Origin of the sequence: Paenibacillus sp. FSL A5-0031 (assembly GCF_001956295.1) — a bacterium.
Lineage (GTDB): Bacteria > Bacillota > Bacilli > Paenibacillales > Paenibacillaceae > Pristimantibacillus.
In genome coordinates this window covers 260490-279288 of record NZ_MRTD01000010.1, presented here as the reverse complement: position 1 = coordinate 279288, position 18799 = coordinate 260490, and the positions used below count along the sequence as shown (strand labels likewise).

Here is an 18799-nt window from a genome sequence, read left to right as displayed (position 1 = left end):
ATGAGAGGGTAGACTTTGATCCTGACGTGCAATCGCGTAAAATAGAAGGATCAATGCTGCCAATGGAGGAGAGCTTATCGAAGCTAAAGTAATAACATTACCTTTATTACATGTTGTAGGTTATCGTATTGAAGCTAACGTAGCAGAGTTTGAGTCTGGTCTTGGCAAGGATACTTATCGTTTACTCGTTGAAAGAAAAGCGGAAATTATGAATAGAAAAAATGAAAATGTGATGTTAATGCAAATCTACCCCATGAATGATGATTTTGACCCACAGGTCGATCGGTTTACGAATCTGATCTGTTATGAGGTAAGTGAACAAGCTGATGTTCCAGTAGATATGACTAGTCATACCGTGACTGAAAGTAAGTATGTTACATACAAGCACAAAGGACTTGAATCCGAGCTAAGTCGTTCGTACGGCTATGTTTATGGCGATTGGATGAGTGAAACGGGAAATGAACCCAAAGATTACGATTTTGAAATTTGGGATGAACGATATCAACCCGAAAGTCCCGATAATGAAATTGATTTGTATATTGCATTGAAGTAATGAGAGGTTATAAAAAAATATAGCTTTAAAAGGAGCACAATATCATGTCATTGCCACTTTCGAAACAGCTTAATCGGGATTTTATACTTAGCCAGCTTGAAGCTTTACTGAACATTCCAAGCCCTAGCGGGTACTGTATGGACATTGTGAAGCATCTAGGAGTGGAAGCAGAGAAACTTGGCTATTCGCTCGAAATAACGCCAAAAGGCAACGGAATGATAACCATTCCAGGCGTCAATTCAGAGAAGGTGATCGGCATAACCGCGCATTTGGATACGCTTGGAGCGATGGTTCGTTCGATCAAGTCGGATGGGAAGCTTCGCTTCACGTCGATCGGGGGCTACAATATGCAAACGGTCGAAGGGGAATATTGCGTTATTCATACGCGTGACGGCCGGAAATATGAGGGAACGGTGTTGTCTACGAAAGCCTCTGTACATGTATACTCCGATTCGCGGGAGTGGAAGCGCGAAGAAGCGAATATGGAAATTCGTATAGATGAGCTGGTGAAAACCAAAGCAGATACAGAGGGGCTGGGCATTTCCGTAGGCGATATCATTTCGTGGGAGCCGCGAGTGCGCATCTTTCCGAATGGCTGGGTGAAGTCACGGCATTTGGACGATAAAGCAAGCGTAGCAGCGCTGCTTGGATTAATGGAATGGTTCAAGCGTGAAGGGAACACACCTGCACATACACTCAAGCTGATCTTCTCGACCTACGAAGAGGTGGGACACGGAAGTTCTTATATTCCTGAGGATATAACGGAGATGATTGCGGTGGATATGGGAGCGCTGGGAGATGATCTTTCTGCGACAGAGCAGGATATATCCATTTGCGCCAAGGATTCGACTGGACCATACGATTATAATATGACGACTAAGTTAATTGAATTAGCCAAACGTGAGAACCTAGCTTATGCAGTAGATATTTACCCGCACTATGGCTCCGATGCATCGGCTGCGCTGCGCGGCGGAAGCAATATTCGTGCGGCACTAATCGGACCGGGCGTTCACGCTTCCCACGGCATGGAACGCACACACGCAGATGCCATCGTTGGCACGTCTGCTTTGCTTCTGGCTTATGTGATGGAGTGAGATTTCTAGTTAATATACAATAGTTAGAAAAAATGCGAAGAAGAGCGACGATGACATCGGTGCTCTTCTTTTTTTGATGACTAATCTTGTCAGAAAGACAATGAAGTAGGACGTTAGTAGAAGAGCGCCAAGCGTTATTTTGGGACAAAAAGATAGGGAATGCTCTTTGATTTCAGTGCTTTAGAAGCTTTATATTTATCCCGAATGATGTTGGTTTATCCTGATAGGGTGCAAAATATAGATTGCTGAAACGTATGATCGATTAGCTGAGAACGATGGAATATCCGCTTTTTAGGCTCCAAATAGTCCCTTTTTCAATTCAAACCCCGCTTTTTTTTGTTTTTTAAGTGTAAATTTACGGCAGTTAGGGGTTAAAACGTACAGGAAAAAGAGGAATGCGAAATATGTCGAATGGTGATTTACTGCTGCTTAGGTAGGATGCTGGTCAATAGTCCCTTATTTTTTCGCTGAATCAGTGGAATTTTAATTGGATTTTTCGTTCGGTGGAAAGTGGCAAACAGAAAAAAAACCTTTATTTTACATGGGTTAGAGGGAAAAAGCATGCGGGAAAACATGAGTCCCAAGTGGGAATTTCACCTTCTGTTTATTAAGCGCTTTCAATAGTCAGAATTATCAATTTGGCGATAAAAAACATGACATGACATATCCCACTATTCGCATCAATTAGGAGTCCGTACTTATGAAAACCATAATGAAAATGAGCAAGATTGTCTAAGTGTGACCATGTCTTTATTCCCTCAAGAATTATTATCATCTGTGTCATACTAGAGTGCAAAGAGAGACAAGAAGCTTTCCAAAACTCAAAATGTATGAGCGAGCTGATGAATGGAGGTTTCAGAGATGAATGTTTCAAATCAGGAGCAGAAGCAGATGAAGCTGAAGCAGTTTTTGAAAATACTATCCGAGGATCCTTCTCTATTACAGAAAGACGGTCAATCGGAAGCGAGGTCGCTGCCTGAGCTGCTTATGGCAACTGGCTGCCTAATCCATAATGAACCGATTGACATGGCGAAGCTGATATCTCAGCTGCTCGGTAAGATCGGCCTGCAAGCCTGCTCTAACGATATGATGGAGCATGTAATGAATGGCGGGACCGTGGATGAGTTCATTAATAACACGAGATGATAACATTTTATGTCTAAGCAGGAATCCATGGATAAGCCTATTCCTGTAAACAAACGATGCCCAAAAGTTCGCGTTTTGAATAATGAGAGAATTTTAATATTCATTAAGAACAACTTTCCTGAAGTTCGGCAACGGATGATTTTAAAGCAATGGAGGAAATGATTTGGAATTAAAACAGTATTGGATCATCGTCAAAAGAAGGCTATTGATGATAGCTTTAATTATTTCAGTGAGCTGTCTAACCATCGGCATTTACTCCAGCTACTTTATCAAACCACAGTATGAAGCATCCGCTAAGTTAATCGTTAACCAGTATAAGGACAGCAGCTCGCTCATTCCGAGCATAGATGTTGGATCGATTAACTCCACGATCGGACTTATCAAAACCTATAAAGAGATTTTGCGAACGCCGCGAATGATGAAGCGAGTTGTCAAGCAATACCCGGATCTCGGTGTGACATACGGCGAGCTCATCGGCAAGGTAAGCGTAAGCTCAGTGAATGAAACACAGGTCATGTCCATATCGGTACGTGATGACTCCTATGAGCAAGCAGCAAAAATCGCGAATGCGATCGCCATCGTTTTTCAAAAATCGGTTCCAGAGCTGATGAAGGTAGATAATGTTTCCGTGCTGGACCAAGCTGATCCGCATGAACAACACGGGCCCGTTGCTCCGAATCCTAAGATGAACATTGCAGTCACGTTCATGCTGGCATTGATGGTAGGTGTAGGCATATCCTTCCTGCTGGATTACTTGGATGACACGATTAAGACCGAAGAGGACATCGAGGCACTGCTGGAAGTACCAGTACTAACATCGATTCCGAAGTTTGAAGAGCGGGATGCGACAGAACACAGCAGCAACGCCACGCTAAAGACGAATGCAGGGAGGGAACAAAATGTCTCGTTTGATTCCTAAATGGAACTTGATAACGGAGCTTAATCCCAAATCGCCCATTTCTGAAGGGTACCGGATGCTCAGGACAAACATTGAGTTCTCGACAATTAATCAAAAGCTGCAAATTATTATGGTCACCTCTTCCAAGCCAAGCGAGGGCAAAAGCACGACATGCGCCAATATGGCAGTCGCATTTGCACAAGCAAACAAAAAAGTGCTTCTGATTGATGCGGATCTTCGCAAGCCTTCGCAGCATCATATTTTTGGGAAGTCCAACCGCAGCGGCTTAACGACGGCTTTATTGAACCAACTGAAGCTTGAGGACATCATTCAGTTTACGAATACGGAAAATCTGTCCATTATCCAAGCGGGGCCAACGCCTCCCAATCCTTCCGAGCTGCTCTCGTCGGAGCAAATGGCGGAGCTGCTTAAGACAGCTAGAGAGCGGTACGATGTCGTCATTATCGACACGCCGCCGATCATGTCTGTAACGGATGCTCAAATAGTAGCCACACAAAGCGATGGGGTCGTTCTTGTGATCGACTCGGGGAAAGTGAAAAAAGATGTTGCCCTTAAAGCAAAAGCGTCACTTGAACATGTGAAAGCAAATCTTATCGGCGTCGTGCTGAATAAGATCAATCGAAATCATTCAGATATCTACTCTTACTACTACGGAGAAAAGACAGAAGCTTAATCGTCTTTGCTCCAGCTCATAGAAGCAAGAAATAGATAGGTAATGTCTCCTGCACCTCTATCACCGGAGGCACTCGGTCATGCTGTGGGTCAGCCGACCTTAGACGTTAATCGTCAAGGGTGTGACGTGAGGAGGGGTTAGATGCCCCTTAACAACCAATAAAAAAATAATAGGATAGGGTGAAATCAAATGAAAAAAGTGAGAAAAGCCATTATCCCCGCCGCAGGACTTGGAACACGGTTTTTACCGGCAACCAAAGCGATGCCAAAAGAAATGCTTCCGATCGTCGATAAACCGACCATTCAATACATTGTAGAGGAAGCTATTGAATCAGGCGTTGAGGATATCATCGTCGTTACGGGTAAAGGAAAGCGGGCGATTGAAGATCACTTCGATATCGCATTTGAGCTTGAGCATATATTAGAAGAAAAAGGCAAGCTGGATATATTGGAAAAGGTAAGAAAATCATCAAATGTGAATCTTCACTACATAAGGCAAAAAGAAGCGAAGGGGCTTGGGCATGCGGTATGGTGCGCTCGCAACTTCATTGGGGACGAGCCGTTTGCAGTGCTTCTTGGGGATGACATTGTAGAAGCAGAAGTCCCTTGCACAAGGCAGCTTATTGAGCAATATGAGAAAACCGGCCGCTCGGTCATTGGCGTACAGACGGTTGGCGTTGATCAGACGCATCGTTACGGTATCGTTGACCCAGGACAGCGGGTAGACAATCTTTATGAGGTCAATCGTTTTGTAGAGAAGCCGCCGCAAGGACAAGCGCCTTCCAATCTAGCCATCATGGGCCGTTATGTGCTCACTCCCGATATATTCGAATATTTAGGACGCCATGAGCGCGGAGCTGGAGGCGAAATTCAGCTTACCGATGCGATTCAAAAGCTTAACGTAGAAAAAGGCGTTTATGCCTTTGACTTCCAAGGCATTCGTTATGATGTCGGAGAGAAGCTTGGCTTTATTATGACGACGCTTGACTTTGCTTTAAGAAATAATGAAATTAAGTATCAGTTGATGACTGAGCTTGAGGAATTAATGGAACGGGAGCTTAGCAAGCAGTTATTAGCTGGAAGGAGTGATAGAAGATGACACCTCCACAATATCAGGATGAAGCGGTAATCGGCGTTTCTGATTACTATTCGAATAGACGCAGCGCTCAGCAAACGGTAAGCATGTATTCGATTATAAAACGCACGATTGACATTGTTGGTTCGCTAGTCGGTTTAATCCTGTTAAGCCCGCTGTTTATCATCATCGCTATCCTTATTAAGTGGGAGGACCCTAAAGGTTCTGTCTTCTTCTATCAAACAAGGATCGGCAAGGATGAGAAGCCGTTTCGCATGTACAAATTTCGCTCGATGCTGACGGGTGCGGAGGACAAGCTGAAGGATCTGCTGGATAAGAACGAAATTAGCGGTGCAATGTTCAAGATGAAGGATGATCCGCGCATTACAAAGATCGGCAAGATCATTCGGAAAACGAGCATCGATGAGCTGCCTCAGCTGCTGAACGTGCTGAGGGGCGAAATGTCCTTGGTTGGTCCAAGGCCGCCTCTTTCACGGGAGGTAGCGGAATATACGGAGTACGACAAGCAGCGCTTGTCCGTAACGCCAGGCTGCACGGGACTTTGGCAGGTAAGCGGCAGAAACAATCTATGCTTTAAGCAAATGGTTGAGCTTGACCTGACCTATATTCAGAAGCGATGCATTTGGTTCGATTTCAAAATTATGCTGAGAACGGTGAAAACGTTAGTCGGCTCTCAGGATGCTTTTTAGATTGTGAAGGCTTACGAAGATAGTTTTGCTACGCAAAACAAGCGTATGCTTTCGAAGTCAGTTTTGCTTCGCAAAACTAAGCTTATGCTTACGAAGATAGTTTTGCTTCGCAAAACTTTGAGGAGTTGATAAAAATGGCAAGAATCCTGCATATTTCGGAGTTTACGAAGGGCGGTATCGAGACGCACTTGAACGAGGTGCTGAGCTACCAAGCGAGCAGACATGATATTTTTCTTATGGCTTCTAAGCAGAATTCGAGCCCTGAGTCGCTTCAAATTAGCCAAGATCGATTGTGCTTGTACCCTTACAAGAGGAAGCCGGCTTATTTTGTGAAAGCCATGAAAGCTATTCATCGTAAGGTAAAGGACTTCAAGCCTGATATTGTACATGTACACGGAACGTTCGCAGGTGTTTTCCTGCGGACGTTGTTTTTTTTCAAGAGCAAGCGCCCGGTCGTCATCTATAATGCGCATGGCTGGGCTTTTCTGATGGATATAAAGCCATGGAAGCAGCGGATATTCGCCTTAGTTGAGAAGACGCTCGCACTTCGGACTGATTTCATTATCAATATATCGAGACATGAATATGAGAAGGCCATGCATTATGGACTGCCAGCAGCCAAGTCGGGAGTCGTCTATAACGGCGTTTCGGATACGTCGGAAGTAAGCACGCCGCCTTTCGAGACTGATCCTGACATGATTCATCTACTTTATGTAGGACGCTTCGATCGGCAGAAGGGGTTTGATCTGCTGCTTGAGGTGTTCAACAAGCATCAGTTTACAAACGTTCGCCTATATTTGGTTGGCGATACGGTGCTGAAGGAAGTTGAATACAAGTTTCCTGAGAACACAATTAAGATCGGCTGGGTGGACAATTCTCAGATCGATCGTTATATGCAATCTTGTGATGCGGTCATTATTCCATCTCGCTGGGAAGGCTTCGGCATCGTTGCCATTGAAGCGCTGCGGAATAAGAAGCCGGTTATTGCGAGCAATCGAGGTGCGCTGCCGGAAATTATTAGCGATGGCGTTAACGGGTATGTATTCGACTTCGATAAAAAGCAGGAGCTGGCAGACATCATTCATGAGCTGGACAAGCCGAAGCTGAGAGAGCTTGGCTTAGCGGGATGGGACATTTTCCAAGAGAAATTCCATTCGGATAAAATGAACAACCAAATCGAGCGGCTTTACGAGGAAGCCTTGCAGAAATCAAGCAAACCGTTATCCTCCGCCGTCAAAAAATACGTCTAGATTTACGGGGATGGAGAGAAGATGAGCCAAATCTTGCAAAGCAATCTAGTGATTAAAGCTAAATTAGCCAAAAAAGAAGAGAAGCAGCAAATCTTTTTGGCGATTTATTTATGCTTCTTGCTGGTGCTGACCGTCTACCAGGATTTCCCGTTAGTCAATATGATCGGCGAGATTGGCAGGTCACCCATTATTTTGCTGGTTCCGCTGTTTGTGTTATGCGAAATTGGGCTGCTGGCGAAGCATAAGCGGGTGATGCATGGCAGCATGCTGCAGAAGTATATATTCGGATTTATTTTATATTTGTGCTTTATCAGCATTGCCTATTTGCTTATTCAATTCATTCAAGGCAGCTATAGCTTTGGATCAGAGAGTTTGCTTGGCAAAGCGATAAAGGTACTTATTTATTTTGTGCTCATCCTGCTTTACATCAGGCATATGCAGCTCGTTTTTTCCAAAATTACAAGCTTTAAGACGCTGTATGGCTGCTTCCTTGCAATCGTTACGCTGCTGACGGTCATTATGATTTTGGAGCTTATGAGTATGCCGAACGCCTTCACGTATTTGCATGCAGGGAGCAACCCTTATTGGAGGGTTCGGATGTTGACCTCGGAGAGCAGCACGACGGGCTCCATCGTGGTCGTGTATGCATCCATTTTGGTGTATCTGACAAAGTATTTGAACAGCTTCGGCAAGACGTTAACGATCGTTTATGCTTCAGGTTTTTTTCTGTTTTACTTATTTATTACAGGTTCCAAAGGGTTTATGATTATCAGCTTGTTCACGCTAGTCGTGACGATGATTAAGTTTTTGGATTTTCGGAAAAAGAAAAATTTTGTTTTGCTCATCTCAGTCGTTCTGGCCATGTATATGTTCATCACTAATTTTTCTGCGGGGCTGGTCAGCTCGTTCAGTAATGACATCGAAAACTACACATCTTCCTACACGCGTATGGGAACGATCATCATCGCGCTGATTACGGTGTTTCACAATCCGCTCGGGGTTGGCACAGGAGCATATCTCATGTATTTCGATAAGTATGTGAATGATTCGATCAGCATGATGTCTCATTTCTATTACAATACATTTGGCATCAGCCAAATTAATGCGGGGGAGCTGTTGCAATATTCGGGCTCGGACAAAAACTTAGGCGTCAAATCGGGCTTTTTCCAATGGATTATGTTTGGCGGGCTTTTCGCAGTCGTGTTCTTTTATCTGCTTGCCAAAAACCTGATCGTCAAAGTGAAATCCAGCTCTATATTATTTCTTGCTTTAGTTTTTATCTTATTTTCAATGCTTCTTGTTTCCTTGGAGATTAAATATGAGATATGGCTGCTATTTGCTTTTATTAGCCTTTATTTAGGCAAAAACGATATAGATCAACCAAAAAGGTCGGGGGTATCCAAATGAAGATGCTTGTGGTGTGCAGTGATTTTCCCTATCCCGCCGATCATGGCGGAAGGGTAGACACATGGGGGAGAATCAAGGTGCTGGCGGAGCTTGGCTGGAAAATCCACTTGCTCGTTTGCGGCAAGCAGATGCCATCTAAGGAAGAAATGGACACAGTATATAATTACGTGGAAGAGATTACGTTATGTGATCGAAGAAGCAAGCTGGCTGATCTGCTGCATGTTATTCCAATGCAGGTACAGTCGCGCAGTGAACTAAGTAATGTAGAGCTGGCAGGAGATTATGATTATGTACTGCTTGAAGGCGACTACGTGTATCCGGTTTTGCAAAATCCAAAGATCAAGCATGATACGGTTATCCTGCGGGTGCATAACGATGAAGCGGTCTATTTCAAGGCGCTAGCCAATAGCACCAAAAACGTCGTTCACAAAATGTATTACCACATGGAGAGCCGCAAATTCACGATTTTGCAAAAAAAAATGCTGGAGAAGGTGGATAAATACTTGTTTATATCGAGCAAGGAATTTGAAAGCTTCCGCAAACAGCATCCTGCTGCAAAAAGCTTGTTCCTTCCGCCTCCGGTTACGAAGGTCAATTTCGAAGCTAGTGATTTTCGCAGCAAGCATGTCGTGTTCATTGGTTCCCTATTTATGCCGAACAACCGAGAAGCGATTCAGTGGTATCTGGAGCATATCCACCCGCTGATGCTGAAGGAGCCGGACTATAAGTTCATCATAGCAGGGAACAGCAGAAAACAGAGTCTCAGCTGGCTCGACAGCTACAACCTAAAGAATGTCATTGTGCATGATACGCCAAAGAGTTTGGATGAAATATACCGAAGCGGCTATTTATTCGTTAACCCGATGCAGAACGGAGCAGGCGTCAAGCTGAAGACGATTGAAGCGATTCAGAACGGCTTGCCGGTTATCTCCACCTCCATCGGCTACGAGGGAACAGGACTTGTAGATAACGAGCATATCATGGTCGCTGATCGGCCGGAACAATTTTATGGGAAAATCAAGCAGCTATTCGATGATCCGCAAAGGGCAAAATCATTGCTGGAGTCATCGCAAAGCTTCTTGCGCACCCATTACAATCACAAAGAAGTATTGAAAACATATATGCAATCCTTGAACGTCAGTTATCCAGTAAAGCAGGTGCTCTAATATGAGTCGAAGTAAAACGAATGTGTTGTTTGTTACCCACGCGGATAAGAAGGGCGGCGCTGAGCAAAGCCTGATCCATCTCATCAATTATTTGGACACGTCAAAATATCGGATTTTCTTATTAAGCCCTCGCGATGCGTCGTATCTAAATGAAATTAGATCGGATTATGTTCATTTTCCGCTGCAGCTGGGCAGCATTAAGAAAAAACTAGGCTTAGGTTATATCGAAACGGTGCTTAAGATTCAGTCCTTTGTTCGTAAAAATCGCATCGACATCGTTCATGCCAATGGCTGGCGCGCACCTTGGTACACAGCTCCGCTAAAGTTTATGACGAAGTCAAAGCTGATCTGGCATCATCGCGACTATACCCATTTGCGTATGTTCAACCAAGTGCTGCCTAAATTTTTTGATCAGGTGATATGCATTTCGCATTTTGTAGCCAATTCGATTCAGGGCAGCAACAAGACGATCATTTATAACGGTGTTGATCCAGAGCTTGCTTTGACAAGAAAGAGCAGAGCTTTTATGGAGGATGATACGCTCGTCATCGGGACATTCGGCCGGATTGTGGAATGGAAAAGATACCATCTCATGATCGAGGCAGTAAAGAAACTAAGCGACAGCAATCGGAACAATTGGAAGCTGCTCATCGTGGGCGATGCATCCGTTGACGGGTCGGATGACTATTATAATGACATGATCCAAAAGGTGCTGTCCTACGGCTTGGAGCATCATGTGGTCTTCTATGGCTACAGCAAAAAGCCGCTAGATGTGATGAAGGAATGTGATTTAACGATAAACTTCTCCCTTAACGAGCCGTTTGGCAGAGTTATTATTGAATCGATGCTCGTTGAAACGCCAGTTATCGTTGCAGATTCGGGCGGAGCGCCAGAAATCATCCATCATACGAGAGGCGGCTTCATCGTGAAGGACGGCGACGTGGAAGAGCTATATCAGACGATGAGAAGCGTCTACGATGGGGAAGTTGATTATGAGGAACTATCAAGCCAAGGTTATGCAAGCGTAATGAGCGACTTTAATATGAGCTCCATAGCGAAGAAGGTGGAGTCGACATATCGTGAGCTGCTTGCGCCAAACTTAAAATCGGAAGCGGCAGGCGGGATGGTTAGATGAGCACCGTATATAATCGATTAAGCTTCGGCAAGCTCCTGGCTGTATTAAAGGGGGCTGCCATACTGCGAGTCAAGACGAGTTCAGCTGGCAGGCTTGGCCGTATTTCCGGAAAGCTGACCTTGCGAAACAAAGGGCGGTTCATCGTTGGGAAAAATGTTTCTTTCCATGCGAAGCCGCTGCCTTCTTCCGTTACCGTAGAGAAGCAGGCGGAGCTTTGGGTAGGTGATAATGTGTTTTTTAATTATGGCCTCGATATTGGCTGTACGAAATCAATCCGAATTGGCAGCAACACGATTATCGGTCCGATGGTGAACATTATCGATACGAACTTCCACCCTGTAGATATGAAAGACCGAGCTGGCAGCAAGGACATCGTCATTTCGGACAATGTGTGGATTGGACGCGGAGCTGTTATTTTGCCTGGCGTAACGATTGGCAGCGGTTCAGTCATTGCTGCAGGCAGCATCGTAACGCGGGATATTCCGGATAATGTGCTGGCAGGCGGTGCACCCGCAAAGATTATTCGCGAGCTCCAAATTACGAAGGAATGGGTTCGCAGATATAACTAAAGGGAGCGTACGGCGATGAAAGTATGGATGTGGCCAAAATCAAGCGAATTGAACTTTTACAATGATTTATTGACCGATTCACTCAGCAGTGCAGGCATGGAAGTAAAGGATTTGCAGCATGGCAAGCTAGCGCTTCAGGTCGGGCAAGCGAAAGCTGGCGACATCGTCCATATTCACTGGATGCATCATGCCTATCAGAATGATAATCTGCTGTTGTTCATGGTGAAATCGATCATATTTATAATGACGATGCTTTATTTGAAGCTGCGAAAAGTGCAGCTGGTTTGGACGATTCATAATCTGTATCCGCATCAGGTGAAGTATAAGCGGCTGGAGCGTTACATGCGAACGATCATTTGCAAATTTTGCAGCAAGCTGCTGGTTGCTTCGGAGTCGATCAAACGTAAGGTTATGATGGAATTCGGAGTGCCGGCTAGCAAGCTTTTTGTCGTAAAGCATGGTCATTATCTTGGCGTTTATAAGCCTGCAGGCTTCAACTTCAGAGCGTCTTATGGCATCAGCGAGGAAGCTGATGTTTATTTGTTTTTAGGGGCAATCAAAGCGTATAAGGGTGTCGAGGATTTAATTGAAGCGTTTAATGCATTCAAGACTCGAAACACCTATCTGATCATTGCGGGCAAAGCGGACAAGCAAATGGAATCCTATTTGAAGCGGGTAGAGGATAAGGAAAACATTATTTTGGACCTGCGCTTTATTCCCAATGAAGCAGTCGCTGACTTGATTAGCGCCGTTGATGTGATGGTGATGCCGTACAAGGAAATTACGACCTCCGGCTCTGCGATACTTGGCCTCTCGTTCAGGAAGCTGATCGTCATGCCGGACAATGATTTTATCGATGAGTATTTTATGGAGGATATGGTCGTGAGCTACAACCCAAGCGATTATAACGGTCTCGAAAATGCAATGAAAGCCGCGTTAAATGTGAAGAGAGAGCATAAGACGCCTAAGTACGAAGAAGTGCTTAAGGAGCTCGACTGGAGCGCGATCGCACAGAGGATAAAAAATGTTTACCAAGGATGGGGATAAAGGATGAAGGTAACGGTGGCCATCTGCACCCATAACCGGGCGAAGGATACGGGAGAGGCAATAGAGAGCGTAATTGCTCAAAGCTTTGAGCGGGAACAAATCGAGATTGTTGTAATCGACAACAGATCAACAGACAATACGGCTGAAGTGGTAGGCAAGCTTGCGTATCGGTATGGCCCAAGCATTCGGTATATTTTTGAGAACAAGCTTGGTTTGTCGGTAGCCCGCAATCGAGCGATTAAGGAAGCAAACGGTGAATTCATTTTATTTTTGGATGATGATGCGTTGGCTTCGCGGGACTGGGTGCAGCATATTGTGAACGTGTTCGAAAGCGATCCGGCGATTGGCTGCGTAGGCGGCAAAATTGATCCGATTTGGGAAGCGGCTGAGCCGGACTGGATTCCAGAGGAGCATCGCTCGGTATTCACGATTCTTGATTATGCAAACGTGGTGAAGGAAATGCCTGCACCGTCCATTCCATATGGCGCTAACGTAGCATTTCGGGCAAGCGTCTTTCATAAGTATAAGCCGTTCCGAGAGGATCTTGGGCGGGTAGGCACAAATCTGCTCTCAAGTGAGGAAAGTGAGCTCATCGCACGGATTCGTGAAAGCTACAAAGTATTTTATACGCCATATGGATCCGTTCAACACAAAATTGCCAAGGAGAGAACGACAAAAAAATGGTTTTTGAAGCGGATCTTCTGGCAAGGCGTGAGCGATGCGGTTAAGCGACAGGATCGAAGCCTCTTTGCTATCGTAAAACATGTGATCCGAATGATTCAGGCGATTGGAACATCCTTGCTGTCGATTTTTCATTTTAAGAAATTCATCAGTCAGATCGTGAAAATATGTTATCGCAACGGGTCATTAGTCGGCATTCTGCGCTATAACGGTAGGGGTTGACGGAAAGTTATGGCACAGCTCGCAATCTCTAAAGCGTGGAGAGGCAACGGCCTCGTTCAAACGATTATGCGCACGAGTGCAACGAACCTGCTAGTCATGGTCATCAGCACGCTGACTTCCATCGTGACGGCGCGCATGTTCGGCGTTGTTGGCAAGGGCGAATTTTCAGCCATTTTGTTTTGGCCAACGCTTCTCGCGGGTCTTGTTGGCTTCGGCCTGCCGACCTCTCTTATTTATAATATGAAGCAAAACAAAGGCAGCGGCAGCGATTTTGTTAGAGCGGGTTTTCTATTTCAAATTCCGGTTAGCATCATCATTGGCGTGGTCGCGTGGATATGGCTGCCAGTTTGGCTTGGCAATTACCCAGCTGACATCATTCAAATTACGAGATGGTATACGGTACTCATGCTGCCGATTCTGCTCGCTATTAATTTAATATCGGCGCTGGCGCAAAGTACGGGCAAGTTTAACATTTATAACGGTCTGCGCTTACTGGTTCCGCTGTGCAATCTAGTTGGGCTCTTGGGGTTATGGGTAATTGGCGATTTAAGCCTGCATAATGCATCGCTTGTATTTCTCGTAACCAGCGTGCTTGTCGTTTCATGGTCGCTCTATAGTTTAAGAGAAACGCTTCAGATGAACTGGTTGAAGGGCCTCGGCAATCGGCTGGCAGCGAAAGCGTTATTCGGCTATGGCAGCAAAGTGTTCGGAGTGGAACTGCTCGGCACACTGTACACGCAGTTTGACAAGCTTATCATTCTATCGATGCTGACAGCTAGAGAACTGGGGTTGTATACGGTCGTTTATGCGCTGTCCCGCGTATTCAATGTCGTACAGATGGCGATTACGAATGTTGTGTTTCCGAAGGTTACCGGCATGGAGAAGTCAGCCATCATCGCAACGGTAGGCAGGGCGTTTCGGTTATCGATGCTGCTGATGACGATCGTCGTTATCCCGAGCATGTTCATTGGGCGTTATCTGATGGGCATCCTGTTCGGAGCGCCGTTCCTTGAAGCAAGCGGGGCCTTCTATCTGCTGTCGTTCGAATGCATTCTCGGCGGGGGCTCATGGATTTTGGCATCCTCGTTTAATGCGATGGGTCGTCCAGGGCTGGTACTTGTCCGCCAGCTTATTGCCCTAGCGGCAACCATCGGATTGTTTTTTCTGTTTACACCCTTGTATGGGCTTAATGGAATTGCACTTGCTTTATTAATCGGCGCAGTCATTCGTTTAGTAGTGACGTTGGCGTCTATGAGAATTATTTTCCAAGTAAAACTATCAGGGATGCTGTTTGATAAAAATGATTTCCGTTTTTTAATCGAGCGTTTGAAAGACAAAAAACAACGTAAAGGAGCGCGTTGATATGCAAGTTGAAGCACAGGTACATCCGATGGAGGGCCTCAAAAAAATGCTTCTCCGAATTACAAAGGTAATACCACCGGGTTCAAGCATTTATTATATCGATTATCCCGTTTACAACAATGGCGGCGATTTGCTCATTATGAAGGGTGCAGAGGCGTTTTTTAAAGACAATCATATCCGCGTGGCCGCGCGTTATAGCGTTCTTGATTTTCCAGACAAGCTGACCATTCCAAATGATCAAATTATCGTGCTTCAAGGCGGAGGCAACTTTGGTGATTTGTACCCGGTTCATCAGAAGCTGCGGGAGAAAATTGTAAAGGATTATCCTAATCACCGAATTGTACTGCTGCCGCAGACGATTTTCTTCGAGAAGGAAGCGGAGTATGATCGCACGGCGCGTATTTTTAACGCACATAAGGATGTTCATCTTTTTGTGCGGGATACGCTGTCCTATGGGATAGCAGCTCAAAAATTTGATAAATGCTGCGTATACTTATCGCCGGATATGGCACATCAACTGTGGCCGATTTTGCCCAAAAGCAGCCCCGGCAAGGAGCTGCTCTGCTTCTTCCGTACCGACATCGAGAAGACAAGCGAGCAGGCGAGCTTTGAACTGGCAGGGAGAGGCGATTATTTGGACTGGGCTTCCCTATACAATCGCGTCGAGAAAAAATCAATTAAGATGATCGGGCAGATGATGACGAAAAGCGGTGTCCCTCTGCCGATGCAGGCGATATGGGGCAAGTACTCCGACTATCTCGTAGACAAAGCGGTCAAGCGCTTCAGCGGCTATCGCATCGTGCAAACCTCCAGGCTGCACGGGCATATATTATCCTGCTTGATGGACAAGCCTAATACGCTGCTCGATAACTCATATGGCAAAAACTCGAACTATTACAATACATGGACCAGCGGGATCAAGTCAGCGCAGCTGGTGGTGAAGAACGAAGCATAATAACCCCGGTATATCGAAGAGAGTAAGTGCGAATCGAATCACCGTATCATAAAAACGATTAGGAGGAATCAACATGAAGATTGTTCTTCTATCCGGAGGCTCGGGCAAGCGGCTGTGGCCGTTGTCGAACGAATCGAGATCCAAGCAGTTTTTGAAGGTGCTAAAAGACGAGAGCGGCGAGCGTGAATCGATGGTTCAGCGCGTGTGGGGACAAATCACGAAGGCGGGTTTACGCGAGCATGCCTATATCGCAACAAGCAAGCCGCAGGTAGATATGATTCACAGCCAGCTCGGAAGCGAGATTGAAGTGATCGTCGAGCCGGAAAGAAGGGATACCTTCCCTGCTATCGCGCTCGCAGCAACCTATTTATATTCGGTGCAAGGTGTAAGCTTGAATGAAACAGTCGTTGTCATGCCAGTTGATCCCTACGTGGAGCAATCGTTTTTCCATAAGACGAAGGAGCTTGAGCTGGTTTTGAATGAATCGGGAGCAGACTTAGCGCTTATGGGCGTGAAGCCAACGTATCCTTCGGAAAAATACGGCTATATCGTTCCTGAGCTTGCAGCTGAGGCGAACAATTATGTCAATGTAAACAGCTTTAGAGAAAAACCCCGCGAAGAAGAAGCGGCAGCCATGATTGAGCAGGCTGCACTTTGGAACTGCGGGGTTTTTGCATTCAAGCTTGATTTTCTCATTAACATTCTGATTGCTAATGAACTGCCGATTCAATACGACGAGATGCTGAAGCAATACGGGAAGATGCCGAAAAACAGCTTTGACTATGAAATCGTAGAAAAGTCCAATCATATCGTAGCCTTGCCTTATGAGGGCGATTGGAAAGACCTTGGAACTTGGAACACCTTGACCGAGGAAATCGAAACGCCGCTTATTGGGAAAGGGATTATTTCGGGAGATTCAACGAACACGCATGTCATCAATGAGCTCGACATCCCGATTACGCTGCTGAATGTATCGAATGTCATTGTAGCGGCGAGTCCGGACGGAATTTTGGTATCGGATAAAGCCGCTAGTCCTATGATCAAGGAGGTCATGAAGCATTCCGACCAGCGTCCGATGTATGAGGAGCGTCGTTGGGGCCGCTATCGTGTGCTTGATTATTTGAAATATCCCGACGGCAAGGAAGTGCTGACTAAACGAATATGCGTTGCGCCAGGACGGAACTTAAGCTATCAATATCATTTGCTGAGAGATGAGGTATGGACGATTGTTGCCGGACATGGCGTCATGGTACTGAATGGTCGAAGCTTTGAAGTGAAATCAGGCGATGTGCTAACGATATCGAAAGAAAGCCTTCATAGTCTGCGCGCAGAAACGGAAATGGACATTATCGAAATTCAGACAGGGACGGAGCTTATTGAAGAGGACATCGTCCGGCTTGCCTTCGATTGGAATGAGATTATGCAAATATGCACCGTATAAATAAATCATTCAATGAAGGAGCGAATAGCATGAACATCACGGTTATTGGAACGGGCTACGTGGGGCTCGTGTCGGGCATTTGTTATGCGGAGCTTGGCAATCGCGTCATCTGCGTAGACAAGGACCCGCGCAAAATTGAGACACTAAACGCTGGCGGCATTCCGATCTATGAGCCAGGCCTCAAGGAGCTAGCAGCGTCGAACCGAGCTGCAGGAATGCTCACCTTCACGACTGATTTGCGAAGCGCGGTACAGCAATCGGACATTATTATTTTGGCGGTAGGAACACCGCCGCTGCCAAATGGCGAGGCTAATCTATCTTACATTGACCAAGCAGCCATAGAGATTGCTAAGGCGATGAACGGTTATAAAATCATAGCGGTAAAAAGCACCGTACCCGTTGGAACGAATGAACGCCTAGCAACCGTTATCGCCTCCCACACGAGTGAGTTGTTTGACAGTATCTCGCTGCCAGAGTTTTTGCGCGAGGGCTCGGCGATACAAGATACGCTGCATCCCGATCGCATTATTATCGGAGCCAGCTCACAAAGCGCAGCAGAAATTATGAAGCTGCTTCATATTCCTTTAACGGAACAAATCGTTATTACAGATATTCGCAGCGCTGAAATGATTAAATATGCGTCCAATGCATTTCTAGCTACCAAAATATCATTTATCAATGAAATCGCTAATATTTGCGAGAAGGTAGGCGCAGATGTAACGAAGGTAGCTGAAGGAATGGGTTATGACAAGCGAATTGGCCCATCGTTCCTAAAAGCGGGAATCGGCTACGGGGGCTCTTGTTTTCCAAAGGATACAAGCGCCTTAATTCAAATTGCCGGACATGTTGATTATGAGTTCAAGCTGCTGCGCTCGGTAGTAGAGGTCAATCAGGATCAACGCTTCAACGTCATTCGCAAGCTGGAGACAATATTCCAAGGTGAGCTTTCAGGCAAGACGATTGCAGTATGGGGGCTTGCGTTCAAGCCGAATACCGATGATGTGCGGGATTCGCCGGCATCGGAAATTATTCAACATTTGGTGGACAACGGCGTTAAGGTCAAGGCTTATGACCCTATTGCGACTGACAACTTCCGCACTTTATATGAAATTAGCGGTGTTGAATGGTGTGAGGACGCGATGGAAGCGGCAAAAGATGCGGATGCGCTTTGCTTGCTGACAGAGTGGGAGGAGTTCTCGCATGTTGACCTTGGACTGCTTCAACAAGTATTAAAAAGTCCGATTCTGATTGACGGCCGCAATGTTTTCGAAGAGGAGCATTTGGTTGGTACTGAATTTGTTTATTACTCCGTAGGCCGCCCTAGCCTTAATCAAGGCGTAAAGCAGCAAATACCTGTATTACAATTTTAAACCAAACTAATGACCAGAGGTGAAT

At 45.6% G+C, this 18799-nt stretch carries 18 protein-coding genes; all 18 read left to right on the top strand.

All coding sequences use genetic code 11. The features are described 5' to 3' along the window. Nucleotides 1-49 precede the first annotated feature (49 nt). Nucleotides 50-553, top strand: coding sequence for a GyrI-like domain-containing protein (locus BK120_RS19175; protein ID WP_305953892.1), 504 nt, complete (start codon nt 50-52; stop codon nt 551-553). 44 nt (nt 554-597) lie between these two features. After that, on the top strand, nt 598-1647 hold the full coding sequence (locus tag BK120_RS19170) for a M42 family metallopeptidase (RefSeq protein WP_076269105.1): 1050 nt from the start codon (nt 598-600) through the stop codon (nt 1645-1647). A gap of 861 nt (nt 1648-2508) precedes the next feature. Further along, the gene (locus BK120_RS19165; protein ID WP_076269104.1) at nt 2509-2793 is read left to right on the top strand and encodes a hypothetical protein; all 285 of its coding nucleotides are present in this window, start codon (nt 2509-2511) and stop codon (nt 2791-2793) included. 163 nt (nt 2794-2956) lie between these two features. After that, on the top strand, nt 2957-3712 hold the full coding sequence (locus BK120_RS19160; RefSeq protein ID WP_076269103.1) for a YveK family protein: 756 nt from the start codon (nt 2957-2959) through the stop codon (nt 3710-3712). Further along, nucleotides 3693-4385 carry a CpsD/CapB family tyrosine-protein kinase gene (locus BK120_RS19155; protein WP_076269102.1) on the top strand — a complete coding sequence of 231 codons (693 nt, stop codon included), beginning with the start codon at nt 3693-3695 and terminating at the stop codon, nt 4383-4385. Before BK120_RS19160 ends, BK120_RS19155 begins: the two co-directional genes overlap by 20 nt. Nucleotides 4386-4574: 189 nt before the next feature. Continuing rightward, complete coding sequence (galU, locus tag BK120_RS19150) at nt 4575-5483, top strand: UTP--glucose-1-phosphate uridylyltransferase GalU (protein ID WP_076269101.1); 909 nt, start codon at nt 4575-4577, stop codon at nt 5481-5483. After that, nucleotides 5480-6169, top strand: a complete 690-nt coding sequence (locus BK120_RS19145; protein ID WP_076269100.1) for a sugar transferase — start codon at nt 5480-5482, stop codon at nt 6167-6169. Before galU ends, BK120_RS19145 begins: the two co-directional genes overlap by 4 nt. A gap of 134 nt (nt 6170-6303) precedes the next feature. Beyond that, on the top strand, nt 6304-7419 hold the full coding sequence (locus tag BK120_RS19140) for a glycosyltransferase family 4 protein (RefSeq protein ID WP_076269099.1): 1116 nt from the start codon (nt 6304-6306) through the stop codon (nt 7417-7419). A gap of 21 nt (nt 7420-7440) precedes the next feature. Further along, on the top strand, nt 7441-8826 hold the full coding sequence (locus BK120_RS19135; protein WP_076269098.1) for a hypothetical protein: 1386 nt from the start codon (nt 7441-7443) through the stop codon (nt 8824-8826). Further along, complete coding sequence (locus BK120_RS19130) at nt 8823-9992, top strand: glycosyltransferase family 4 protein (protein WP_076269097.1); 1170 nt, start codon at nt 8823-8825, stop codon at nt 9990-9992. The genes BK120_RS19135 and BK120_RS19130 overlap by 4 nt, the downstream gene beginning before the upstream one ends. Nucleotide 9993: 1 nt before the next feature. Beyond that, complete coding sequence (locus tag BK120_RS19125) at nt 9994-11127, top strand: glycosyltransferase (protein ID WP_076269096.1); 1134 nt, start codon at nt 9994-9996, stop codon at nt 11125-11127. After that, on the top strand, nt 11124-11696 hold the full coding sequence (locus BK120_RS19120) for a DapH/DapD/GlmU-related protein (RefSeq protein ID WP_076269095.1): 573 nt from the start codon (nt 11124-11126) through the stop codon (nt 11694-11696). Before BK120_RS19125 ends, BK120_RS19120 begins: the two co-directional genes overlap by 4 nt. Before the next feature lie 15 nt (nt 11697-11711). Continuing rightward, a complete protein-coding gene (locus BK120_RS19115; protein ID WP_076269094.1) occupies nt 11712-12743 on the top strand; it encodes a glycosyltransferase family 4 protein in 1032 nt (343 codons plus the stop codon). A gap of 3 nt (nt 12744-12746) precedes the next feature. Continuing rightward, nucleotides 12747-13646 carry a glycosyltransferase gene (locus BK120_RS19110; protein ID WP_076269093.1) on the top strand — a complete coding sequence of 300 codons (900 nt, stop codon included), beginning with the start codon at nt 12747-12749 and terminating at the stop codon, nt 13644-13646. Nucleotides 13647-13655: 9 nt separating this feature from the next. Continuing rightward, the gene (locus BK120_RS19105; protein ID WP_076269092.1) at nt 13656-15008 is read left to right on the top strand and encodes a lipopolysaccharide biosynthesis protein; all 1353 of its coding nucleotides are present in this window, start codon (nt 13656-13658) and stop codon (nt 15006-15008) included. Between the two features lies 1 nt (nt 15009). Further along, nucleotides 15010-15963, top strand: coding sequence for a polysaccharide pyruvyl transferase family protein (locus tag BK120_RS19100; protein WP_076269091.1), 954 nt, complete (start codon nt 15010-15012; stop codon nt 15961-15963). A gap of 73 nt (nt 15964-16036) precedes the next feature. Further along, nucleotides 16037-17404, top strand: a complete 1368-nt coding sequence (locus BK120_RS19095) for a sugar phosphate nucleotidyltransferase (RefSeq protein WP_076269090.1) — start codon at nt 16037-16039, stop codon at nt 17402-17404. 29 nt (nt 17405-17433) lie between these two features. After that, on the top strand, nt 17434-18774 hold the full coding sequence (locus BK120_RS19090; RefSeq protein WP_076269089.1) for a UDP-glucose dehydrogenase family protein: 1341 nt from the start codon (nt 17434-17436) through the stop codon (nt 18772-18774). Nucleotides 18775-18799: the final 25 nt, after the last annotated feature.